The 22,023-nt window shown below is 55.0% G+C and carries 29 protein-coding genes; 14 read left to right on the top strand and 15 right to left on the bottom strand.

Annotation, left to right across the window (positions count from 1 at the left end; genetic code table 11):
- Window positions 1-76 precede the first annotated feature (76 nt).
- The 6 genes from PW789_RS07140 to PW789_RS07120 all read right to left on the bottom strand — a co-directional run bounded on the left by PW789_RS07140 (window position 77) and on the right by PW789_RS07120 (window position 2,814).
- Window positions 77-391: a hypothetical protein gene (locus tag PW789_RS07140; protein ID WP_299373510.1), complete on the bottom strand. Its 315-nt coding sequence runs from the start codon at window positions 389-391 to the stop codon at window positions 77-79.
- 18 nt (window positions 392-409) lie between these two features.
- On the bottom strand, window positions 410-718 hold the full coding sequence (locus PW789_RS07135; protein WP_299373507.1) for a tyrosine-type recombinase/integrase: 309 nt from the start codon (window positions 716-718) through the stop codon (window positions 410-412).
- The gene (locus tag PW789_RS07130) at window positions 682-1,329 is read right to left on the bottom strand and encodes a hypothetical protein (protein WP_299373504.1); all 648 of its coding nucleotides are present in this window, start codon (window positions 1,327-1,329) and stop codon (window positions 682-684) included. The genes PW789_RS07135 and PW789_RS07130 overlap by 37 nt, the downstream gene beginning before the upstream one ends.
- A 99-nt stretch (window positions 1,330-1,428) precedes the next feature.
- The gene (locus PW789_RS20070; RefSeq protein WP_367182489.1) at window positions 1,429-1,533 is read right to left on the bottom strand and encodes a hypothetical protein; all 105 of its coding nucleotides are present in this window, start codon (window positions 1,531-1,533) and stop codon (window positions 1,429-1,431) included.
- Window positions 1,497-1,655 carry a hypothetical protein gene (locus tag PW789_RS07125; protein WP_299373501.1) on the bottom strand — a complete coding sequence of 53 codons (159 nt, stop codon included), beginning with the start codon at window positions 1,653-1,655 and terminating at the stop codon, window positions 1,497-1,499. The genes PW789_RS20070 and PW789_RS07125 overlap by 37 nt, the downstream gene beginning before the upstream one ends.
- Window positions 1,656-1,872: 217 nt before the next feature.
- Window positions 1,873-2,814: a LysR family transcriptional regulator substrate-binding protein gene (locus PW789_RS07120; protein ID WP_299373497.1), complete on the bottom strand. Its 942-nt coding sequence runs from the start codon at window positions 2,812-2,814 to the stop codon at window positions 1,873-1,875.
- On the opposite strand from PW789_RS07120, the gene PW789_RS07115 reads away from it, so the two are divergent.
- The 4 genes from PW789_RS07115 to PW789_RS07100 all read left to right on the top strand — a co-directional run bounded on the left by PW789_RS07115 (window position 2,781) and on the right by PW789_RS07100 (window position 5,748).
- A complete protein-coding gene (locus PW789_RS07115) occupies window positions 2,781-3,500 on the top strand; it encodes a hypothetical protein (protein ID WP_299373565.1) in 720 nt (239 codons plus the stop codon). The genes PW789_RS07120 and PW789_RS07115 overlap by 34 nt on opposite strands.
- Before the next feature lie 219 nt (window positions 3,501-3,719).
- Window positions 3,720-4,781 (top strand): serine hydrolase domain-containing protein, encoded by a 1,062-nt coding sequence (locus PW789_RS07110; protein ID WP_367182488.1) that lies wholly within the window; start codon window positions 3,720-3,722, stop codon window positions 4,779-4,781.
- Window positions 4,744-5,019 (top strand): hypothetical protein, encoded by a 276-nt coding sequence (locus PW789_RS07105; RefSeq protein ID WP_299373491.1) that lies wholly within the window; start codon window positions 4,744-4,746, stop codon window positions 5,017-5,019. The genes PW789_RS07110 and PW789_RS07105 overlap by 38 nt, the downstream gene beginning before the upstream one ends.
- Window positions 5,020-5,112: 93 nt before the next feature.
- Entirely contained in the window at window positions 5,113-5,748 is a 636-nt protein-coding gene (locus tag PW789_RS07100) for a TetR/AcrR family transcriptional regulator (protein WP_299373488.1), read from the top strand.
- Between the two features lie 68 nt (window positions 5,749-5,816).
- Here the strand turns inward: PW789_RS07100 and PW789_RS07095 are convergent, their stop codons facing one another.
- A complete protein-coding gene (locus PW789_RS07095; RefSeq protein WP_299373485.1) occupies window positions 5,817-6,407 on the bottom strand; it encodes a TetR/AcrR family transcriptional regulator in 591 nt (196 codons plus the stop codon).
- Between the two features lie 295 nt (window positions 6,408-6,702).
- Between PW789_RS07095 and PW789_RS07090 the strand changes: the two genes are divergently transcribed.
- Window positions 6,703-7,257 (top strand): DUF1569 domain-containing protein, encoded by a 555-nt coding sequence (locus PW789_RS07090; protein WP_299373482.1) that lies wholly within the window; start codon window positions 6,703-6,705, stop codon window positions 7,255-7,257.
- Window positions 7,258-7,275: 18 nt separating this feature from the next.
- Here PW789_RS07090 and PW789_RS07085 read toward each other — a convergent pair whose 3' ends face one another.
- The 5 genes from PW789_RS07085 to PW789_RS07065 form a co-directional block, all read right to left on the bottom strand.
- On the bottom strand, window positions 7,276-8,091 hold the full coding sequence (locus PW789_RS07085; RefSeq protein ID WP_299373479.1) for an SDR family oxidoreductase: 816 nt from the start codon (window positions 8,089-8,091) through the stop codon (window positions 7,276-7,278).
- A gap of 86 nt (window positions 8,092-8,177) precedes the next feature.
- Entirely contained in the window at window positions 8,178-8,510 is a 333-nt protein-coding gene (gene trxA / locus PW789_RS07080; RefSeq protein ID WP_299373476.1) for a thioredoxin, read from the bottom strand.
- A 122-nt stretch (window positions 8,511-8,632) separates the two neighbouring features.
- Window positions 8,633-11,803, bottom strand: coding sequence for an efflux RND transporter permease subunit (locus tag PW789_RS07075; RefSeq protein ID WP_299373473.1), 3,171 nt, complete (start codon window positions 11,801-11,803; stop codon window positions 8,633-8,635).
- Window positions 11,800-12,891, bottom strand: coding sequence for an efflux RND transporter periplasmic adaptor subunit (locus tag PW789_RS07070; protein WP_299373470.1), 1,092 nt, complete (start codon window positions 12,889-12,891; stop codon window positions 11,800-11,802). Before PW789_RS07070 ends, PW789_RS07075 begins: the two co-directional genes overlap by 4 nt.
- Before the next feature lie 69 nt (window positions 12,892-12,960).
- Window positions 12,961-13,593 (bottom strand): TetR/AcrR family transcriptional regulator, encoded by a 633-nt coding sequence (locus tag PW789_RS07065; RefSeq protein WP_299373467.1) that lies wholly within the window; start codon window positions 13,591-13,593, stop codon window positions 12,961-12,963.
- Window positions 13,594-13,675: 82 nt separating this feature from the next.
- Here PW789_RS07065 and PW789_RS07060 point away from each other — a divergent pair, with 82 nt between their 5' ends.
- The 8 genes from PW789_RS07060 to PW789_RS20065 all read left to right on the top strand — a co-directional run bounded on the left by PW789_RS07060 (window position 13,676) and on the right by PW789_RS20065 (window position 19,863).
- On the top strand, window positions 13,676-15,190 hold the full coding sequence (locus tag PW789_RS07060) for an efflux transporter outer membrane subunit (RefSeq protein ID WP_299373464.1): 1,515 nt from the start codon (window positions 13,676-13,678) through the stop codon (window positions 15,188-15,190).
- On the top strand, window positions 15,178-15,741 hold the full coding sequence (locus tag PW789_RS07055) for a rhodanese-like domain-containing protein (RefSeq protein ID WP_299373461.1): 564 nt from the start codon (window positions 15,178-15,180) through the stop codon (window positions 15,739-15,741). The genes PW789_RS07060 and PW789_RS07055 overlap by 13 nt, the downstream gene beginning before the upstream one ends.
- 5 nt (window positions 15,742-15,746) lie before the next feature.
- Entirely contained in the window at window positions 15,747-16,631 is an 885-nt protein-coding gene (locus tag PW789_RS07050) for an MBL fold metallo-hydrolase (RefSeq protein ID WP_299373458.1), read from the top strand.
- Complete coding sequence (locus PW789_RS07045) at window positions 16,632-17,354, top strand: TetR family transcriptional regulator (protein ID WP_299373456.1); 723 nt, start codon at window positions 16,632-16,634, stop codon at window positions 17,352-17,354.
- A 184-nt stretch (window positions 17,355-17,538) separates the two neighbouring features.
- Window positions 17,539-17,949 carry a cupin domain-containing protein gene (locus PW789_RS07040; protein ID WP_299373454.1) on the top strand — a complete coding sequence of 137 codons (411 nt, stop codon included), beginning with the start codon at window positions 17,539-17,541 and terminating at the stop codon, window positions 17,947-17,949.
- 131 nt (window positions 17,950-18,080) lie between these two features.
- Window positions 18,081-18,512, top strand: coding sequence for a hypothetical protein (locus tag PW789_RS07035; RefSeq protein ID WP_299373451.1), 432 nt, complete (start codon window positions 18,081-18,083; stop codon window positions 18,510-18,512).
- Window positions 18,457-19,188 carry a DinB family protein gene (locus PW789_RS07030; RefSeq protein WP_299373448.1) on the top strand — a complete coding sequence of 244 codons (732 nt, stop codon included), beginning with the start codon at window positions 18,457-18,459 and terminating at the stop codon, window positions 19,186-19,188. Before PW789_RS07035 ends, PW789_RS07030 begins: the two co-directional genes overlap by 56 nt.
- Before the next feature lie 408 nt (window positions 19,189-19,596).
- Complete coding sequence (locus PW789_RS20065; protein WP_367182487.1) at window positions 19,597-19,863, top strand: helix-turn-helix domain-containing protein; 267 nt, start codon at window positions 19,597-19,599, stop codon at window positions 19,861-19,863.
- 16 nt (window positions 19,864-19,879) lie between these two features.
- Here PW789_RS20065 and PW789_RS20060 read toward each other — a convergent pair whose 3' ends face one another.
- Genes PW789_RS20060 through PW789_RS07020 form a run of 3 tightly spaced genes read right to left on the bottom strand, consistent with a single transcriptional unit; the run spans window position 19,880 to window position 21,247 of the window.
- On the bottom strand, window positions 19,880-20,140 hold the full coding sequence (locus PW789_RS20060) for an RES domain-containing protein (protein ID WP_367182496.1): 261 nt from the start codon (window positions 20,138-20,140) through the stop codon (window positions 19,880-19,882).
- Window positions 20,136-20,483, bottom strand: a complete 348-nt coding sequence (locus PW789_RS07025; protein ID WP_299373562.1) for an RES family NAD+ phosphorylase — start codon at window positions 20,481-20,483, stop codon at window positions 20,136-20,138. Before PW789_RS07025 ends, PW789_RS20060 begins: the two co-directional genes overlap by 5 nt.
- Before the next feature lie 44 nt (window positions 20,484-20,527).
- The gene (locus PW789_RS07020) at window positions 20,528-21,247 is read right to left on the bottom strand and encodes a hypothetical protein (RefSeq protein WP_299373445.1); all 720 of its coding nucleotides are present in this window, start codon (window positions 21,245-21,247) and stop codon (window positions 20,528-20,530) included.
- Between the two features lie 103 nt (window positions 21,248-21,350).
- Between PW789_RS07020 and PW789_RS07015 the strand changes: the two genes are divergently transcribed.
- Entirely contained in the window at window positions 21,351-21,998 is a 648-nt protein-coding gene (locus tag PW789_RS07015; RefSeq protein ID WP_299373442.1) for an aldo/keto reductase, read from the top strand.
- The last annotated feature ends 25 nt before the right edge of the window (window positions 21,999-22,023 follow it).

Genomic DNA, 22,023 nt, shown 5'->3' with positions numbered 1-22,023 from the left:
CCCCGCAACCAATCAAATCAACAATTTCTGATTTGACCGTCGATCCGACAAACTCCCAATAAGAAAAACCGCCGTTTTAGGCGCTCGCTGACATCGGCTTGAGCACCATTTCGACGACCTTTCCATTCGCTTCCCGCTTCGAACTCGACATGGCTTGTCCATAGACATTCATGGTCGTTTGGATCACCGCGTGACGCATCAGTTCCTGCTGTACTTTCATCGGTGCCCCGGTCTCGTCCAGCCACGAACGATACGTGTGACGGAACGTGTACCATCCGATCTCGCCCAGCCTCCCTGCCGCAAGTTTGCGCTCCTCGTGAATCAGGACGCGCTTACCGTTAGCAGTCGGCCCATCCTGCCAGCACCAGACGCCTGGCCTGGAGCCACACATCGGACACTGAACCGTGCATCATCCAGAGGGGCTCAAGTAGCGCTTCTGAATCTCGGTCGGATGGTACGGGCGGTTCGTCATCGGATTGGCAAACAACCAGCCCTCCTCTGTCGGTACAGCCTGCTTGCTCCATTCCAGAACAATCTTGGTGAGGCTGGGATGAAGCAGAACATAGTCCTGGGAGTATTCGGTTTTGACATCGTCCACGCGCCCGCTCACGATACTCCGTTGCACGAGTAGCTGGTTCTTCTCAAAATCGAAGTCGTCCCACTGAAGCGCCGCGATCTCGCTTACGCGAAGGCCGAGGCATTGGGCAATTTGCACCATCGTCCGATACGGCTCTCGCAGTGTCGCGACGACGGATTCGAACTGATCACAGTCAGGATGATGGGACGCTGCTGGCGCTTGCTTCCGCCCTTGATACGGACGAGCGCAATCGGATTGCGCTGCTCGGTGAAGAGTTCCCAGCGTGTCGCACACTCAAACATGAGGTGCATCACGCTCCGGATATGCGCCTTCGATTTCGGTGCCATCGAGAGGCTCTTCAACCAATCTTCGACCGCCATGGACCGAATCTTGTCGAGCAGATAATCACTCCAGCGTGGCTTGAGGTAGTTCTTGATATTCGACTGGTAGGACTTCGCCGTCGAGTATCGCTCTGGCAGTTCTTCCTCAAGGTATCGGTCGCAAATGGCACCGAAGGTGACCACGGCCATCTGTTGCTGTGGTGTTTCAGCATTAAGTTTTAGGAGAAGAGCTTCGACGGCCTTCTGTGCGAGAGCTTTGGTCCTGTACTTATCGACGGTGCCCACGGTCGCCGTTCTGCGCTCCCGAGATCCTGTTGCTGTCGACTCGTAGTACCGAAACTCCCAGGCGTCTGATCCCTTCGCCCGCTTCTTGCGTGTAAGACTTCCGAATTGATAACGTGCTCGTTCCATCAGGTTCCTTTCCTGATTTCCCGGCACAAATGGCTGTCTCAAGCGTAGCGGATTGCCCCGGAGGAAACCAGCAAAACTGTTCAGTGCCTTGGCAATCGGTCAGCTTGCTAGATTGTGTTCGATCACCCAATCCTGGATGGCCGAAGGGACAAATCGGTAGAGTTTCCCTACACGGACTGCATGGATTTCCCCACGTAAGACCATGCGCTGTAGTGTCCGCGGATGAACTCCCAAGAAGGCTGCTGCTTTGTTGCAATCCAGTAGGGGGCAGCTCCGGGACCGAAAATCGGCTTCTCCGAGGCCGGGGGCTTTCGCATTTCTGTCATGTCATCCTCCTCGAACATCCAGACCTGGGCGCGGCTGGATGGACTTACGAAACAGGTACATCTGTGCGGACTAGGATTGACGCGAAAGCTCGGATGAGTCCAATAACTTCTCATCCGTTCACTATTCCCACACGGAATACCAGCTTTCGTGCGGACGAAGGATCTGAAGGAAAGTTCTGTCGAGTTCCTGCACCCAACTCAGAGAAAAGGTGCTCCGTCAGAGGCCAAGGAGGAGTTGGCCAGATGCGGATTCAAGGCGCGAAGCTGGCAGAATCTTCCGGATCAATGCTCGACCGTACTCATTGACGAGCCGGGATGCCTGATCGGAACGAAGAACAAGATACGACGTGATCTGAAGCGTCTTGTGCATTAGGAGCCGTACCGCAATTTTCCGCCCTCCTAGCTGTTCCGCGATGCCTTTGGCCGCGAAAGCAACTCCGAAGTTCTCGGAGATCAGTTGCAGTGTCTCCTGTGGACTGACGTAGTGATGGAGTTCCACCCGAGAGGCGGCGGCTATCCGTGCTTGTTCCATAAGCCGGTCGTAGATGCTGGGATGGGACTTTCGCGGGAAAACCATCCATCCGACTCCCCCAAAGTCGTCCATAGATACGGAAGACTTGGTTGCAGCGGGATGCTCTACGGGCATCACGACGCACAGTGGATGCGTCGCGAGTTTTACCAGAGTCAGTTGCGCATTTTCTGATGGCTCGGTGATGATCGCGAGATCAAGTTCCGAAACGAGCACACTATGTGCAAGTTCTGACGCAAACATACTCTCGATTCGGAGCCTAAGCGTTGGATATCGAGGCAGATGTATCCCCAGCAGCGCGGACATCAGCAATGGGTCTGCATAAGGGCTGTGTCCTACCGTGACTACAGGTTGAATCTCGTCTTGTGTCGATTGGGCAAGGCGGATCGATCTCTCAAGGATGGCATGCGCGTCTCGGCAACCCCGAATGAATACCTCTCCGCCGCTTGTGAGTTCAACTCTTCGCTGGGCACGAATCGCTACCGTTAGGTGAAAAGTCCCACGATATAAGCGAAGAACAGTCCCAATGGTGTGTCCCCAAACCAGCAACCTGTGATGGTGAACTTCAAGCGAGCGGTACGAATGGAGGAGGCTTCTTGGGAAATCTATTGGACTCGGTGATCGAGGCACATGGCGGTCTTGCACGATGGAGAAGCGTGACGGATTTCGTCACCGACATTGATGTTCGTGGAACCCTCTGTGAACTGAGTGGCCGGCGGGGCATGGTGCCTCAATCTCGTCTGCTCTTCTCTCTTCGCGATCAGCGCGGCGTGATCCTTCTGCCTAACGACGGGGGGCGAATCATGACTGACCCCGATCGAATCTCGCTCTTCGACTCACACGGGGTCGAGTTGGCTTCTCAGCTCCGGCCAAGACACACATTGCTGCTCAAGGGCGTAGGTGCTGAATGGGATGTCCTTCAGACCGCTCACTTCATGGCGACTGTCATACGCCAGATTGCGGCGGGTCCGTTTCTGTACTCCATGCCCGGATTCAGCACTGAGGAGCTTTCCCCGTGGATCGAGGGCAACGAGGTTTGGCGGGCGCTTAAGGTGAGCTACCCACCCGATCTTGAAGTGCCATTTCGTAGCCAAGTTGCGTACTACGGTAAGGATGGGCTGCTTCGTAGAATACGCAGCAATTCCGAGGTCCAAGGTGGATTAAACCTTGTCGAGGATGTCACCGCCTACGACCAATCTAATGGCATCTTGGTCGCTTCTTCACGGGAGGTATTTTCGTGTGAGCCAAGTGGCACAAGAAGTTCTAAAGGCAGCCTGGCGCAAATTCAGCTCATGGACTATTTTTTCGCCGATTGAACCTGCGTTTCACAAGACATAGATCGAATCGGCATAGAGAAGCGAACAACACAGGAGCGATCGCCTGTGCCAAAGCGAAAGCAGTGGAGTGGAATGAGGAGTTGGTCAGCAAGGTCGGTAATACAGGTCATGCTCTTCCTATCTGTGGGATGCTGCATGAGAAGCGGCGCCGAAGCTGAGACGCCAAGCCAGAGGACAGATGTGATTTTGCGAAGAGCCATGGCGGATCGCAAAATTCCTGGCATGCAGGCCGCCGTGGTGATGAATGGACGCGCTGTTTTTTTGCGATCCTACGGGGTAGCGAACCTGCAAACGCCCGTGGCGGTGACATCGGAAACACTGTTTTCGATCAATTCCATCACTAAAACCTTCACTGGGGTCGCTGCGATGGAAGAGGTAGAGAGAGGACGGCTGGAGCTATCGGCCCCAATCTCCGCGTATTTGAGCGACATACCTTCAGCGTGGGGCAAAGTCACTGTACGACAGTTGCTCGGGCAGGTGTCAGGTCTTCCCGACATCTTCGCCTACGGTGACAGTGAATTTACCGGGATTAGAAACGAAAAAGCGGCTTGGGCATGGGCAGTTCAACAACCAACATCACCTCCCGGAGAAAAGGAGGATTACTGTCAAACGAATCTTCGCCTGGTCCAGCTCATTATCAACAAACTGGAGGGCCGCCCCCCGGACTCTTCATTGATCGATCGCCAATTGTCGATTGCAGGGATGATGAACACCTCTTACGGCGACTCGAGAGACGTCATCCTCAATAAATCCCAGCCGTATCGCATCGGTGAAAATGGGCTCATTCTCAATCATTTTGAGCAGTTCGGACCGATGATGCATGCAAACTCCGGTCTCAACACAACAGCCGACGATATGGCTCGCTGGATGATTTCAATTCTCGGTGGCAAGCAGATCAGTGACGCGTCCAGAACCACAATGTGGACGCCTGTGCCTCTGAACGATGGTTCCCTTAGCTCCTTCGCCCTCGGATGGAGCCGCGAACAGCGTCGGCACTATACCTCGGTCGGCATGGAAGGCGGAGCCAGATCAGCTTTTGCACTCTACCCAGATCGCGGCATTGGTGTCGTGATTCTCACCAACATCCTGGGTGCCAGTCCCGAAGATCTTACTGACGAGGTTGCTGCAGCCTTTGACGACCGGATCGAGTTGTCCGGTGTATCTAAATTCCGGGCTGACGAGGAAGTCGATGGCTTTGCACATCTAAATCGCATGATCGCCGATGTTGAGGCCACGGGGGCCGACGACGGATTTCGATGAAGATGAACTAGAGAGTTGGATTCAGCGCCTGAAGTTCGGGGAAAAGCCCGAGCGAGCCCTCCAACTGTCCCAGCTCGACGTATCGCTTTTCCCTGAAAGTGAAAAGGCCAAGATACTTTTAGCCCAAATCTACGGTGCCAATGGCCGGACAAGAGATGAGGCAAACGTCTACCGCGATATTCTGGCACAAAATCCAAAGAACGCAGCTGCTCTTTCATACTTCAAGAAGAAGCTCTGACTTCCCTTCAGGCAAGCTTTCGGCAAGACTTGTGACTACTGTCGAAAATCGTCATCCGTAGCAAAATCTAAGAAAAAGGACTACCATAGAGCGATGGTAGCGACGGTCAACGAACTCGAGCATGCGGCAATGACGGCGGGTCAAAGGGGGCCAGCCGAACATCAGCGGAGAGAGCAGATCTTGCAGGCCGCCGGGGAGCACTTTAGGCATTACGGCTACCGAAAAACCACGGTTGCTGATTTGGCGAAGGCTATCAGTCTTTCGCCTGCTTATATCTATAAGTTCTTTGTTTCAAAACAGGCTATTGGCGAAGCGGTGTGTGCGCTCTGCCTGAGCGAGCGGACTGCAGCATTGGAAAAGATCGTCGAAGAGACGGCATCGCCGGTTGAGTGTATGCGCAAGATTTATAAGAGTTTGGCTCTCAAGGGGGCGCAGCTCTTCTTCGAGGACCGAAAGATGCACGACATTGTGACGGCATCGTTCGAAGAGCGTTGGAACAACCTCGATGCATACAATCAAGCGTTGATCGATATCATTCGGCGCGTCTTGGTGCGCGGTCGTGAACTAGGAGAATTTGAACGCAAGACGTCCCTCGAGGAAGCCTGCCGGGCTATCCATCACACGATGCAGTCATTCTTCCATCCGATTCTGCTGGAACAGAATCTGGATCATCTTGAGGAAGACGCCACGGCAGTGGCGAATCTGGTGTTGCGATCCCTGGCTCCTTGAGCCGGTGACCCCGCTCAAGTCTCAAGGGCTCCGTGGCGCGGTGCACAGATTTGGTAGAGTTTGGTGCTCTAGTCCTTGGGCTTCACGACACGAGGCAATGGGCGTTGCGCGAGAATCGCAAACTCGTCTCGCACCGCTTTGAGTATTTCTTGAGAAAGCGCCCTGTCGTTGACGGCGCGTGCAAGAGAGACACTACCAACGGCAGCGCTGAGTAGCAGGATGGCACGAGTCCGTCTCGATTGGGGATCGCCCCCCTTCACTCCATTGTTGTAATAGCTGATCGTGTGTTTGACCCGCTGCGTATAGACCGTTCTTACGCTTGTGCTGGCATGACGAACATCGCCGGCAAATGCGGTGACGGCACAACCGATTGCCGGTCGGGTGTTGTTGCCGTCTGAGAGGAACTGTTCCAAGAAAGCAGGCAGATCGGCGGCCTCTTCTTCCCATCGGTCAAGATCTTTGAATGCCTCCGCCAGTGCCTCGACAACCAGTTCGTCCCGAGAACCGAAGTGCTTATAGAAACCACCGACACTGCTGCCAGCCTCCTTCATGACATCAGCAACCGCAATTCCTTCTAATCCCCGTTCGCGGAAACGTTTCGCGGCGACCGCGAGAATCTTGGAATGGGTAATGGCCTTGTCGGCTTTTGATCGCCTCATAGAAACCCCTCCGACTCCGCCAAGGTTCCTGCGGATCGATGCTTACTAGAGTACAGGTCTGCGCTAACCGATTCAAAAGTGCAGCTTAGACTCAGCAGGAGCATCAAGCCGAATCGATCTCCATGATTGCTGCGGTCGGGCGGCAACTTCAGATCAGCGGTCTGTGGAATATCCATTACTAACGCTGAATCGTTTGGAGTACTCATAAACTCTATGCATGTGACGCAGCAGTGTTTGCTGCGAGGACAATATCTCATCGAAAGCTAGTGGCCTACAAGGCCGAGGGCCTCAAGATATGGCAAATCTGATATCAGAATCGTTTACGAAGGACTTTTGGATGACCGGGCTGGCGATGATTCGATATGCTCCTCGAGCGATCCGTATGCCTCAAGTAGAAGGCATGGCCTTCTTCACGGCGACAAAGCTTGAGGAACTGCGATCAAGAATTGGCTCACTGAAACCAACATCGACGCCTTGTTGGGGCTCGATGACCGTGGATCGAGGGCTACACCATCTCAACCTCGCGTGTGGTCACCCGAATGGCTTCTATGAGGTGCCGGACGAAAGCTATTTCACCTCGCGCACCGTATTTCGGTGGATACTTGTCGACTGGTTTTCGGAGCAACCGACCGGCCTGCGTTTACCGAGAGGGTTCAAGCTCGCTACCGATCAGCATTTCGATTTCGATCTGGAGAAGGGGCGGCTCCTTGATATCGTCGAAGCGGCCTGGCACAAGCGAGATATCAATGATTGGGGCCCACATTGCATGTTCGGGAAAATGTCACTTGCGGAATGGGGCAAGTTGCTCCAAATCCATATTGACTACCACCTGCGGCAGTTCGGCGTGTAGGTGCTGAATGAGCGATGACTAAGCAAGATCGCAACCCGTTACGTCAAGAGCAGTACCGGTGATAGCCCCAGCATAGGAAGAAGCCAGAAACATCACAGCGCTGACTACATCCTCCGTAGTTACAGGCTCGTCACGGACATCTTCTTGCGAGTAGAGACCTGTCATTGGCCCTCGTCGTGTTCTAGGCGTTTCAAATTTCAGCGCTCCAGCTAACACTACATTTGCGGTGATTCCGCGAGGGGCCAAGTCCCTCGCGACGCCTCTCGTATAGCCCAGCACCGCGGCCTTGGTCCCAGCATAGTCGGCAACTCCAGGGATGCCCACTCTCTGAGCAAGGGAGGAGCTGAGAGCGATGATGCGGCCACCCGGACGTATGTGCGGAGCGGCGACCCTCACTAGAGCAATGTATCCATGAACATTCACTTGCCATTGCAGGTCCAGCGCCTGCGTATTGACACTGGGGTCATCAATGGTCTTCCCATGAAGAGCAAAGGAACACGCGTGGATAAGCACGTCGAGGCGCTGGAACGCCTTAGTAACATCTTGAATCAGTAAAGGGGCTTGCTTGGAGTCGCTCGGGTCATGTTTGAACGACATCGCACGCGCACCTCGTAAGCTCTCCAACGCTTCAACCTGTTCCTTGGCTTTGCTCTCTGATGCGGAATAGGTGACACAGACATGTGCACCAGCGTGGGCAAGTGCCTGTGAGATGGATGTTCCCAATCCCCGCGTCCCGCCAACAACAAGCGCCACCCTACCGTGCAGGGACGGTACCGCATGCTTGGCTAAATCGCCATCGAAGAAATTCGCGTTTGCTATGTTAGCTCTTGCCATCTATATCCAGGACTGCCGTTTGCCAGCACAGACACGCGGGCTCGGCCCCGAAAGGCCGAGTCCGAAGTGATGCCGGGAGAAATGCCTTAGTTGATTTGGCTGATGACTGTTTGGCTGATGGTGTCTTTGGGAACCAGCCCGACGATCCGGTCAACCTCTTTGCCGTCCTTGAAGAGGAGAAGGGCTGGGATGCCGCGAATCGCAAAACGACTGGCCGTCACACCATTTTGATCGACATCAAGCTTCATAACTTTGAGCTTACCTTCAAACTCATTGGCGACCTCTTCGACCGCCGGAGCGAGCGTCCTACAAGGACCACACCAGCTTGCCCAAAAATCCACCAGGACTGGCTGATCCGAGTCTAGGACCGCCGATTGGAACGTGCTATCCGTTACGTCGATGATATTTGCATTCGCCATAGATCCTCCTTACTACCATGCTGCGGTTTGTGATCGGCTACCCAACGACATCGTTGAACTCCTGCCGGAATTGGACGACCATAGCGGCGGCAAGATGGGAAGATCTTGCCGCCGACTCTGGTTTATGCCTCGATGAGGATTGGTTCACCTTTGTTTGCTGACACTGCGGTTGGTTTCACCCCATACCAAATCGAGTAGAGGGCGGGGAGAAATGAAAGGGTCAATATCGTGCCGACGAAGGTTCCTCCGATGAGCGTGTATGCCATCGAACCCCAGAAGACCGAGAACGTAAGTGGAATAAATGCAAGCACTGCGGCCAGAGCGGTTAGCAATACTGGTCGCGCACGTTGCACTGTCGCTTCCACTACGGCGTCGTAGCTACTCATGCCTTCTTCCTGGTTGGTTTTGATTTGACCGATCAGGATGAGCGTGTTGCGCATGATGATGCCTGCCAGGGCAATCAAGCCAAGGATCGCGTTGAAGCCAAAAGGCTGATGAAACAAGAGCAACGTCGGAACGGTACCGGCAAGTCCCAGGGGCGCGGTCAACACGACCATGAACATTGCGGAGAAGGAACGGACTTGAAGCATGATGACCGTGAGCATCAATACGATCATCATCGGAAAGACACTCGCGAGAGCTACGTTTGCCTTGGTCGCTTCTTCGACGTTACCGCCGACCTCAATCTTGTATCCCGACGGGAGCTTCGCCATGATTGGTTGAATCGACTTCAGGATCTCTGCCGATACTTGAGGCGGCTGCAATCCTTCAGCTATGTCGCATTCAACGGTGATGGTTGTGAGCCGATCACGGCGTTTTAGGATGGGCTCCTCCTGACGAACCTCAACGTGTCCGATTTGGCTGATTGGGATCAGCTTTCCATCGTGGCTGATGATCGTCATGTCCTGAAGTTTGCTGGGGTCGAGACGGTCAGTTCCCGCGCTGCGAGCTACGATGTCGACCGTTCGGATATCTTCTCGAACCTGCGATACTGGAATGCCGGTCAAGAGGAATTGGATCTGCAATCCAGCATCGCTTGAGGTTAAACCGAGCAAGTGGAGACGGTCCTGATCGAGAACGAAATGAACAGTCGGAGCTTTCTCTCCCCAATCTTCATTCGCTTGACGCGTATTCGGACTGGCAACCATGACTTGCTTCACCTGGGCCGCGATATCGCGCACCTTTTCTACATCCGGCCCCATCACGCGGAACTCGACTGGCCACGGAGTGTACGGACCGAAGACAAGCTGCGAAGCGCGAACGCGGGCCTCCGGTGCGATCCCTGCTGCAACCTGCTGTTGCAGGCGAAGCTTGAGAGCGTCACGTTGCTTCTCATCTGGAGTGAGAACGATGATCTTGGCGAAGTTCGGATTGGGGAGTTCCGGGTTGTAGGAGAGAAAGAATCTAGGAGCGCCTCCCCCGATATACGCGGTCACGATCTTTGCTTCGGGTTGATGACGGAGCCAAGTTTCAACCTTCGCGCTGGCCTGGCTTGTTGTCTCAATGCTGCTTCCCTGCGGCAGGGTAATTTCTACCAACATCTCCGGACGATCTGAAGCCGGGAAGAACTGTTGACGCACGAAACCCATGCCGACGAAAGATGCGACCAGGATTCCGACCACGATGGCAGCGACAATGAACTTGTGGTTGACCGCTCCTGCTACCAAGCGACGAAGCTTCTGGTATCCGGGAGTCGAATAGATCGCCTCGTGGCCTCCCTCGATAGGCTTCACATTCGGCAACAGGGTGACACCAAGATAAGGAGTGAATGTTGCTGCAACAAGCCAAGACACCAAGAGGGCGAAGGCAACGACCCAAAAGATATTTCCGGCGTATTCACCGGCTGTGGACTTGCCAAAGCCTACGGGCATGAGGCCAATTGCGGTGACGAGTGCGCCTGCAAGGCGTGGTGCGGCTGTGTGGCCCCAAGAGTATCCTGCGGCTTGGACACGGTCCCATCCTTCCTCCATCTTGACGACCATGCTTTCGATCACGATGATCGCGTCGTCAACGAGCAAACCCAGAGCGAGAATTAGAGCACCAAGTGTGACGCGGTCGAAGACACGGCCCGTCCCGAGCATCACGATGAAGACTGCGGCCAAGACAAGGGGCACTGCGGCGGCAACGACAATGCCTACGCGCCAGCCCAGGCTGAGTAGACTGACGATCATGACGACTCCAAGCGCGACGCAGAACTTGAGCATGAATTCGTCATACGCTTCTCGGATATTCACGGCCTGATCAGTGACTTTACTGAAGGTGATCCCGGCAGGAAGTTCTGCGGAGATTTTCTTCTGCTCAGTTTCCAGCGCTTTCCCAAGGTCCAGACCATTCCACGCTTCCTTCATGACGATGCTCAGCACGAGTGAGTCTTCGCCGTTATGCCGAATCATGAAAGTCGTTGGATCTTCGTAACCTCGTTTGACATCCGCGATGTCTGACAGCGTGAGAGTGCGTCCCCCCGCAACAATTGGAGTATCCCGGATCTTTTGCAGGTCATTCAAGGCACCATCCAGGCGGATGAATACTTGTTGATCGCGGGTATCAACGGAACCTGAAGGGGTAACGGCGTTCTGTTTGACGAGAGCGTCAAAGATCTGTTGTGGGCTCACCCCAAGGGTGGCCAGTCTCGCGTAGGAAAACTCTACAAAGATTCTCTCTGGACGTTCCCCAACAATATCGATCTTCTTAACGCCCGGAACCTGCAGGAGCCGCTGACGCAAGGTCTCTGCTTCACGTGTCAGGGTACGAAGTGGAAGGCCGTGCGCTTCGACGGAGTATAGAGCGAAGGTGACGTCAGAATACTCATCATTGATAAACGGGCCGTAGGTGCCCTGTGGAAGTTTGTGTGCTTCATCTCCGAGCTTCTTGCGGGCTTGATAGAACTCCTCAGGGACATCCTTTGGGTTCATGCTGTCCTTGAGAGACACTTTCATAAGCGCAAGACCGGGACGGGTAAACGTTTCGACGCGGTCGTAGGTGCGCAGCTCCTGCATTCTCTTTTCGAGCGGTTCTGCGACGAGGTCCTGCATCTCTTGCGCGGTGGCACCAGGCCACACGGCAGCGACGGTGAAGACCTTCACGGTAAAGGTTGGGTCTTCTGCACGTCCAAGTTGAAAGAAGGCAAAGATTCCTGCCCCTATCACGGCTAGCAGCAGGAAGAAGGTCACCGCCTTTTCACGCACAGCAATCGCTGACAGGTTTAGAAAGGACTCTGTAGCCTTCTCGCGAAACTCGGGGCCAGTGGTGTCGTGAACGTGGAACTGATTGTGGTCTTTGTCATGAAGGTTCACTGTGTCACCTCCGCGCGAGTTTCCTCAACACGTACACGTTCCCCACTATGAAGAAGGTGGACACCAAGAGCGATGATCTTCTCGCCGGGTTGAACGCCGTCGGTCAGAATCGCTTCCTCATCGGTCAGATTGTGGATGTGAACCGGCTGAAAGGTCACTGTGTTGTTCTGAGGATCGAGTTTCCAGACGCCGGTTCCGCCGCCTAAGTCGATGATCGAAGCAATCGGAACAGCAAACAGATCTTGAGTTCCGCCATCAAGGCGGACCGTAACCGTCGCCCCCAGTGGGGCGCTCGATTCAGTTCCTCCCAGGACGTACCGAGCTTCGAACGTACGGGTTACCGGGTCTGCGGAGTCCGAGAGCTGTCTTAAGCGAGCAACTACGTGGGTTGGTTGTCCATAGACGGAAGCATCTGCAGTCGAGCCAAGGTGAGGTCTCACGGTTTCTGGAAGATTGACCGCAGCTTCGCGAGGACCAGCATGAGCCAAGCGAACAACCGGCTGTCCCGCAGCAACGACTTGACCAGGTTCTGCCAAGGTCTCGATGACTGTTCCATCGGCGTCGGCGACAAGCTTCGAGTAATCACCTTCATCTTGGGCAACATGGGCTTGTGCCTGCGCCGCCTGTAGCTCCGCCTGCGCTGCATCGGAAGCCGCTTTGACCTGATCGTAGGTCGATGCGGAAATCGCTCCCGTTTTCACGAGACCACGATATCGAGCCTCGTCTGCGGAAGCTTGATCGGCCTTAGCCTTGGCCGCAGCGACAGTCTCATTCCTGGCAACGATAGCGTGGGAATAATCCGTCTGATCGATCGTCATGAGCACCTGGCCCGCATGCACGAACTGCCCAGTGTCAACTAGCCGCTTCGTGACCTTTCCAGGAACCCTAAATCCCAAGTTGCTTTCGACTCTTGCGGTGACGACCCCGGTGAAGGCTCGCGTTGCACCTGATGCAGCACTCACCTGCGCAATCCTCACTAATTCCGGTTCTGTTCGTGGGTCGGCATCGACCTTGTGATTGCAACCGGCGAGGCCGATCACAACGATCGCAAGGGCCGGGGCTATAAGACTGTCTTTGAAATTCCTCACTGGTTGCTCTCCTCTTGCTCCTGAACGCGAATCTATACACAAGTGACGAGTTTGTCAATTCGTCATTCATCAACAAAGCAAAGAGCGACGAACGAGTAGCGCGACCATCAACGCCTCGTCGATTAAGTTCCGGGGATTTTGTTCGAGCAGTACCGGATGGAAGAAGGTTTCTGTCGTATATCGAACGGCTTCGCACGTTTCATCGAGCGGGGTCTTCCTTTCGAACTCCCCTGTCTCGCGACCGCGAAGAATGACGCTCTTGAGTATGGAGAGAAGCTCAGCATTGTAGGCAGTGGGTGATGTCCAATGCTCATGGAAAGAGCGGGCCACAAGGTCATGAATCTTCCGATCGTCCCGAAACATTTTGATTGAAACTTCTGCAAGATATTGAAAAATAAATACTATACATTCACTGGGAGACGTAATCTGCCGGACGCTCTGATCGAGCTCTGACATCAGATCCGACAGAATGCGTGTGCAGACGGCCTCCCCTATGGCCTGCTTTGAGTCGAAGAAGTTGTATAGGTAGGCGGTCGAGAGGTGGATAGTCTTTGCGATATCTGCGACCGTTGTTTTTTGATAGCCGTAGTGCCGCACGTGAGCACTGGCAGCTCGCAGGATGGCATCGCGACGAGCTTGATCCGATGGACTCCAGGACGAAATATCACGAGCCTTACTGCGGGCCGTTCCATCTGTTTTCATAGACACTCAAGAGAAATCATTTGCGCTGACACTAACCATCTGATTGACAACGAGTGACGAATAGTCATACTCTTCACTCACTATGAATAGTCGCCATCGTTCTCGTCAACTCGCAAGCCAGATTCTTCTCAGCAGCGCCGACAGTCGTCAGAACAAGGCGTCTTGGACTCTTCCCGTTCAGCTAGGGCTGGCCCTCTCGCTTACTCTGACCTTGAGTGGTTGCAGAGTTGGCCCCAATTACCGCCCTCCGTCGGTACAGTTGCAGCCGTTTCATAACGCGCCGTCCATCGAAGCAAGGGTGGACGCTCCGCCTGCGCCTGCTATCGACAAGTGGTGGGAAGGCTTCCAAGATCCAAAGCTCACTGAAGTCGTACAGCGAGCGTTGCACGAGAACCTCGACTTAGCGGCTGCGATGGCTAGGGTTCAACAAGCTCGAGCAGCAGCGAAGGAAGCGGGAGCAAAACGCCTGCCGGCCGGAAGCGCCTATGGTTCAACCACCTCGCTTTCGCAATCGACGGAAAGCCAGGTTGGCCGCCTTTCGCCCATCATCCCCGGCTACGACCGCGATCAGAACTACTACGACCTCGGAGTCTCAGCCAGTTGGGAGGCGGATATCTTCGGAAGCCTACGCAGGGGGGCCGAGGCTGCCACTGCGGAAGCTCATGCTGCTGAGGCCCTACGCACAGGAACACGCATCTCTATCGCCGCGGAAGCGGCAGACGCGTATCTCCAAATTAGGGGAGCCCAGGCTCGGTTGAGCTTCGCCCATGGACAAATTGACACAGACCAGCACCTCGTCGATCTTGTTCGTCAGCGTCGAGAGGCAGGTGTTGCTTCTGATAGGGAGTTGGCGCAAGCAGAGGCGCTTCTCTCTGGTGCACGAGCAACTATCCCCTTGCTCGATACTGTCTTGGAGTCCCAACTTAACCGCCTCGATGTGTTGATGGGGGCGCAACCGGGAACTTACGCTGCGGAACTCAAGGTTGTAGCCGACATCCCGGCCGTTCCGAATATCCCAAACGCCTCGGCACCGATGGACCTCCTTCGCCGTCGCCCCGACATCATTGCAGCGGAGCGCGAAGTCGCCGCTTCCAACGCACGCATCGGTCAGGCACTCGCCGAGTACTACCCCAAGCTTTCCCTTTCGGGCATTGTCGGTTCTGAAGCACTCGCTCCCGCTCACCTCTTCGAGCAGCAAGGCTTTCAGCCGATAGGAGTCGCTGGTCTCCGATGGAGACTTTTCGACTTTGGGAGAGTCGATGCTGAGGTGAAGCAGGCACGGGGCGCGAATGCAGAGGCCTTGGTCCACTACCGCAGTTCGGTGCTCCACGCAGCCGAGGATGTCGAAGATGCATTCACCCTGCTTGTGCAATCGGAGAATCGGCGGACAGAACTTCTTCGTGAAATTGCGCAGTTGCAACGTGTGCGTGACCGTTCCCAGGAGTCGTATGAGGCCGGGGTTATCGGACTGACAGACGTGCTGGATGCTGATCGTCAATTGTTGGCAGCAAAGGATGACTTGGCAGTCAGCCGCGAGAGTGCCGCTCGGGCCGCAGTCGGCTCGTTCCGCGCACTAGGTGGTGGGTGGCAACCGTAGCCTTTGTTCTCCAAGGCCGGTACATGCCACTGGGCATTCGTTCGATTCAAAAGGTGTCTGATGAAGTCTCTTTTCGTGGACTGACTCTCCGGGAGATGAATATGTTGAACGCGTTAGGTCTCGTCTTTACTGGTTTCGCCATACTCTTTGGGACGGTCTTGTGGAGGCGGCGGGCTCGTCGTTTAGCCGAAATGCGCCAGCATCTCATCAGTCCAAATACTCTACGGGAAATGCTCACTTCGCCGATCAAGCCGACCTTGCTGGATCTCAGACTACCGCTTGATTTCCTAGCGCACACAGAAATCATCCCGGGGGCTAAGTGGATCGCACCGAGTGCAATTCTTGCAGATCCAAACATGCTCTCCAAAGAGATTGACTACGTTCTGTATTGCACTTGTCCTGGAGAAGAGAGCACGGGGGCGGTTCTAGCGGCAGCGCACAAGATGGGCTTCCTCAAGGTAAGAGTGCTGGCAGGCGGGATCGAAGCCTGGGAAAAAGAAGGATTCCCAGTTGAGCCCTATAACCGTCCTTTCCATCTGGACGCTAATTAGGAGGCATGATGACTGCCGAAGATGTGTCCGCTCCAGAGGCGAGGTTCACCGCAGAACAGATGCGGGCAACTGGGCTCCATCCAGAAATCACATTGCAAGAGTTGAGATCCGAGATAACAGTGCTCTCGGGTTCCGGCGCAAACATGGTTGTTCTCGACCACCCCGAGGGCAAAATACTCGTAGATAGCGGATTCGCAATATCTCAGCCCGAGATCGAAGCATCGTTATCGTTGATCTCGCCTCATCCTGTCCGCTTCCTGATCAACACACATTGCCATTTCGACCACACCGATGGAAATGAATGGCTCCACACGTCGGGTGCGACCATCATCGCGCACAGACGCACGCGAGAACGCCTGAATCTTCCTCAAAGTATTCCAGCATTTCGTTACAGTCGTGGAGCGTCGCGTGAAGGCGCTCTTCCATCGCTGACATTCGATCAGCAGATGCGGGTAGATCTTGGGAATGAGAGCGTTCTTCTCAGGCGGTATACCCCTGCCCATACCGACTCCGATACTGCGGTTTACTTCGAACGGCTCGACGTACTCCACCTTGGCGACACTTGGTTCAATGGCATTTATCCCTTCATCGACTACGACAGCGGAGGAAGCATTGATGGCCTCATCGAAGCCACGCGAGAGAATTTAGAGCTCACTAATTCCCATACCTTGATCGTTCCAGGGCACGGCAGTGTTGGAAGCCGTGAAGACCTCGTAGATTCTTGGAACATGCTGACGGAGACTCGGCATCGCGTTGCGACACTCAAGGCCTCTGGGCTTTCGCTCGCAGACACACTTGCGAAGAGAGTTACGGCGTCCTTCGATTCGAAGTATGGCGCCGGTTTCATCCCTGCGGACCTCTTCGTTGCATTGGTATATCGAGGTGTTTAGATGAAGCTCCACACTCGGAAACAACTCAATCCCGAAGGACGCCTGCTGCAGACATGCAAGCACAATGCCCGCGACGGCAAGAAGCAGCAGGCGCGCAGCACCAGGACGTATCAAGAGTTGCTAGGTGCTGCCGAGATAGTCTTTGTTCGAGACGGATATGAAAAGGCTGCGTTGGCCGACATTGCCCAGACAGCAGGTAAGACAAGGGGCGCGGTTTACTCACACTTCAAAGACAAAGAAGATGTGTTTGTCACGCTTATCGAGGAGCGCGCACTCCAACACGGCGCTGTCATCCGAGCAATTATAGCCGAACTCAATCAGTGCAAAGATGCTACGGACCCAGCACGTCAGCGCGTCATTCATGCTACGGAGAACTCCAACACCATAATCCTACTGATGGAGTTCCAACTGTATGCGGTGCGAAACCCGCATATACAGCGCCGCGTGAGTAGCGTATTGATGCCTGGAATCGGGGCATGGCTTGCGGGTGGAGGAGATCTGATGAGCGTTGGTAGAACATTCATGGAAGAAGCCGCGACGGTGTTCAAGGCGATAACAGTCCTAGATGCGCTTCGGATAGGCGTCAGGTCCGCTTCGCTGTCATGGGATCAACCGGCTGTCGGGGCGACGGCTACCGGGCTGGTGTCCGATATTTTTAAATCCTTTTTCGATGACAATCCTTCGCCAACAGGCATCCATCCAGGATCATCCTCGGCTTTGTAGCCAATCGCGGTATAGCCAGAAGCGGCGGACTTGTCACTGGCTCGCTATAGCGTATGATTGAACTCTAAATGAAGTGCCTTGCGGACATTGATTTGTCGAACGCCGCTTTATTGACTTGCTGAGATGTGAGGGCATCAGGAAATATTCGGGAGTCATTTGAGGTCGGGATTTCAAGGAGTGAGAGATGCTTTTGCAAAGTACCGTTCCGCCCCCAAGCGAGACGCAAACCAAAATTACGATTGTCTCGAAGGACACGACGACCGATGCGGGCGAGCCGATTACTTATCTTTCTACGCCTAATCCCGAAGTCAGTTCGGTCATTCTCTCGTTGCCGCCGGGCGGTAAAACAGATTGGATGATCCATCCCGTACCTGGCTACCTTTACATTCTCGAAGGTGAGTTGACTGTTGAATTTGCGGACGGCAATCATTTGGTCTTCAAGGCCGGTCAAGCCTTTATGCAAGCTCGATCAAAGTGGCATCGCGGGATCAATACCGGGCCTGGAGAGATGAAATTCCTGGCCGTGTTTTTCGGAGAAAAAGGAACGCCTGTCATCCTGAATCCGCCCCATCTCGATGGTGGGAAAAAGCCTTGAGGCGGTCGCAGCCAAGTCGTAAGGACGAGGAGATGTCTGAATCTTATTGTGGCGTTCTCCTAAGACTCAGTAGCCACCAGTGGATCGTCTAATTTATTTCTTATCCCCTTTAGAGGTGAGTCCAAATGCCAATGGCCGATGTCTACGCCCCGGAAGGAATGTTCCCTTCAGGCTCCGAACGCACGTTGGGTGAACGCATTACGCTCGCCATTCTGCGTGCGGAAGGGGTCGCAGAACCAGGGCCCTTTCATCTGGAGAACACCGCTGCGTTTCTCCATTTGCTTCCCGTCGCATGTTTCCAGACGGCTGCCGACGCGACAGCACGCGCAGTGCGTGTGCAAATCGTGACGCCGCCCTCCGCACTTTCGCGCGAAGGACAAAAGCAACTCGTCAGCGAAATCACTCAGATTGTTGCTGAGGTTGCTCAAGACCCCACCATTGCCCGCGCGACCTGGGTTTTATTGACCGAGGCTGCAGAGGGCGGTTGGGGAATATCGGGGACAGCGTATGGGCGTGATGAGTTCGCTGCATTGGCGAGACGCGCAGCGAACAAAACAGCCTGAAGGCCGCCGGCTTGAGCGCAACGTGCCCTCGACCCAGCGCGATGTGGTCTACGCTCTGGCTGAGCCCGGCGAAAAAGGATCAAGTTTGGCGACGAGTCTCATTTCGAACGAAGAACGCACTTGGCTCCTTGAGCATCTTCGGACGGTACATAGCACCATGGTCGAAGTAGCGGGACACTTCAGCGCAGTGGATTGGATAACCGCGCAGGTGCCAGGTGACTGGAATCCTTCCCAAATCGTCGAACACACCCTACTTGTCGATGAGGAGATACTGGGACAAGTGCGAAAGCATCTGGCAGATTCGCCCTATGCAGACTGGGAGCAAATCACGGGCCGAAAGGAAATTGTTCTGAAGCGCTACTTGCCCAATATTGGTAGGGCTCAAGCAAACGCAAAGACTTCGACATTTCGCGGGCTGCGGCAGGAAGACATCAGAAGTCTGCTTGAAAAAAGCTACCAAGGAGTCGATGAAATCCTGTCTCGAAATTCCGAGCTTCCGCTCAAGGCGATCATCTGGCCCCACGGGGGTATGGGACCATTGAATGCGTATCAATGGCTCCTTTACATCCCCCTCCATGCGGAACGACATCTCAACCAGTTGTTGCGGGCCGCACGGATCGCCGACCAGGTGGAGTGGACCGATGCGACCCACCGTTGGGAAAATGTACGTCCCTAAACGAAAGGGAGTTTCGAAACTCGCCTGTGTCCCTGCTTCGAGACAATTTTGCTGCTGACAAGCGAAGTTATCAGAACAGATCGGTTTATCGAGACATTTTGCCGGTCTAACTAGCTATTCGTCATATGGATCTGAGGGTGATTTCCGTACCTTCGGCCTGAGAAATAAGATAGGCCTTTCGGAGCGTTGAAGGCTCAATCGTAAGTGTGAAAGCAGTGCCGTCGGTGAACTCAAGGTGTAGTTCTTGACCGCCTGATCCGCTGGTCGCAAGGCGCAAGCGATGGACGATCTTTCCAGCAACCTCAGCTCATTCAACCAACGTTTCACTCACGCGATTCTGCATAGAAGGACTGGCGTCGTTATGTCCCTTATTAGGGGATTGTATAGTCGCATACCCACACTTAGTACATGGGAACGCGGGTAGAATCTGGAATTCGGAGATCGCGGAAAGCGCGCACCGCTCCGTTCCAGAAAACTTGCGACGCAATCCTCGAAAGACTGATTGAAGCTCGGCAAGAAGCCGGCCTTAATCAACGCGAAGTTTCCGTGAAACTTGGCTTCTCGCATTCGTTCCTTTCCAAGTGCGAGACAGGAGAGCGGCGGATTGATGTCATGGAGTTGCTGCAACTCGCCGAACTCTACGGAAAGTCAGCCGATTACTTCCTCAAGGGTTGAGAAAGTCCGTCGCCGTCTAAGGCGTCAAGAATACGTCCATTTTTAGGGCCAGGTCGAGCACGGAATGAATGGCGGCTCCGTCGGCAAGTAGCAGAGGTTCTTGCTTGGCGTGGACGCTGAAAGCCACGCCTTTCAGCCGGTCTTCGAAAAGGACGATCGCCTGAGCAGGATCAGCCTGACGGGATGTCCAGATCAGACCCTCAGCGTCCGGATATTGGTCGTGAAGCGTAAGAGCCCAGGCTCGTGTTTGCGGGTATTCTGAGCCATCGGATTCAATCAGCTCTTTTCCGCGAGATGCCGAGCTTCCGCAGCGAGATCGCCGATAGCTCTATAAGGTTCAAATCCCGAGTGAGGGTGAGTTGGGTGTAGACCTTTCCCGCAAGATGCGTCGCCTTCGAGACCATCTTCGCCCCTGCGACGAATGGTACGTCGTGGAATATGGTCTCCATCAGCGCGCATTCGAGGGTGGTTCCTGCATAGAGGGTGGGGATGACAGTTCCCGAAGCATCCAGCAATGGACTGAAGCGCGCGCTCCCGCTCGCAGATGGGTTGAACTGCAGACTGCCGTATATCCCCGGATGCGCACGGAAGAGCGTCTTCCCGTTACCCCAGAGAACAATATCGGCTGCGAGTTTTCCTGTCGGAGCGTGGATGACGATCTCTCCTAACCGTGCTGGACGCCCGATGCCTCGGTTTCGGCGGCTCGGAGCACGTCCTGCGGCTTCGACTTGAGCAGATCCTTCGGAGCTTTGCTCTTCAGATAGCTGTTCGGGCTGGCAAACCAGAAAGCCTTCTGCCAGTCATCCTTATCCTGAAGCACACCAAGAATCTTCTCCATGACGGGGAGGGGCTTTGCGCCGCCCTGGAGTTCCAAGGCATAGAGAGGATAGAGGTCGACCCCTTTGTAGGGGATCGCAAAGATGAGGCCGGAGTTCTTCCAGCGATTCGGCTGGGAGCTGGGGTTCTTGCTGCTGAAGTGACCGATCTCAGCGATGTCGGCTGCTCGCGCAAAATCTTCGCTCTCGACCACCTTCGTCATCGCCTGGGCGAGCATCTTGGCTTCCACCACCCGGTTCGAAGTAAGGGGGACCGCAGGAGTCAGCGCTTCGATGATGGCATCCCAACTGCTTTGCTGTTTTTTCTCGATCATGACGTCCGCCACTTCCGACGCTCGACGGAGGAAGCCGAAGAGGGCTTTCGTCCTCTCGTCATCGGGGCGGGCATGGGAGACAAAGACCAAGGCCTGGGCCTCGGACTTTTCAAGTCCGTGGGCGATATCCTGAGCCTCACCTTGCTCGACGTTCCAGTTCTGATTCCGAGGTGCAAATGCGTGAGAGGGCATGGTGGATGGAACCTCCATGCGATATAGGTTATCACGATTCATGAATCACTTCTATCGCATTTGTGGTAACGAAAGGGTGAAATCCAATGACCCGTGGGGTCAAAACCCAACCTCGAAAATAAACTCCCGATAGACTCCCAATGGGGTGTCCAACGGGTACTTTTGCGTACTTTTGGGTCGCCATTTGTGCCAGAAAATTCAACAACATACGCGAACTTCCGGTCGCTCGCATCCCAACGTCCGCGAGGCCGTCAGGCAGCTCCCACGCGACAAGGTCGTCGTCATGACCAAGTCCGACACCCGCGACCCCGCCGGTCTGCGCCGCGACCTCGACCGCTATCGCCGCGAGCTCGGCATCGAGATGATCGACATCGTCCTCATCCACTGCGTCACCGAAGCCGACTGGACCACCCGCTATCGCGGCGCCATGGACGTCCTCAGCGAGGCCAAGCACAAAGGTGTCATCCGCGCCCACGGCTGCTCCTGCCACACCATCGAAGCCCTGCGCGCCGCCGCCGCCTCGCCCTGGGTCGACATCGACCTCGTCCGCCTCAATCCCATCGGTTCGCACATGGACGCCGATCCCTCCATCGTCATCTCCGAGATCAAAAAAATGCGCTCCCAGGGCAAGGGCATCGTCGGCATGAAGATCCTCGGCCAGGGCGACCTCCGCGACCGCCCCGCAGAGGCCATCCGTTACGCCCTCTCCACCGGCGTCCTCGACGCCTTCACCATCGGCGCCGAGTCACGCAAGCAGCAGGACAATCTCACCCAGCGCATCGCCGCCGCCTGACGCCTGAAGAGAGCCACGAACGACG

It is taken from the genome of Edaphobacter sp., assembly GCF_028283685.1.
In the GTDB taxonomy this organism is placed as follows: domain Bacteria; phylum Acidobacteriota; class Terriglobia; order Terriglobales; family Acidobacteriaceae; genus Edaphobacter.
This window is presented reverse-complemented; position numbering and strand designations above follow the sequence as displayed.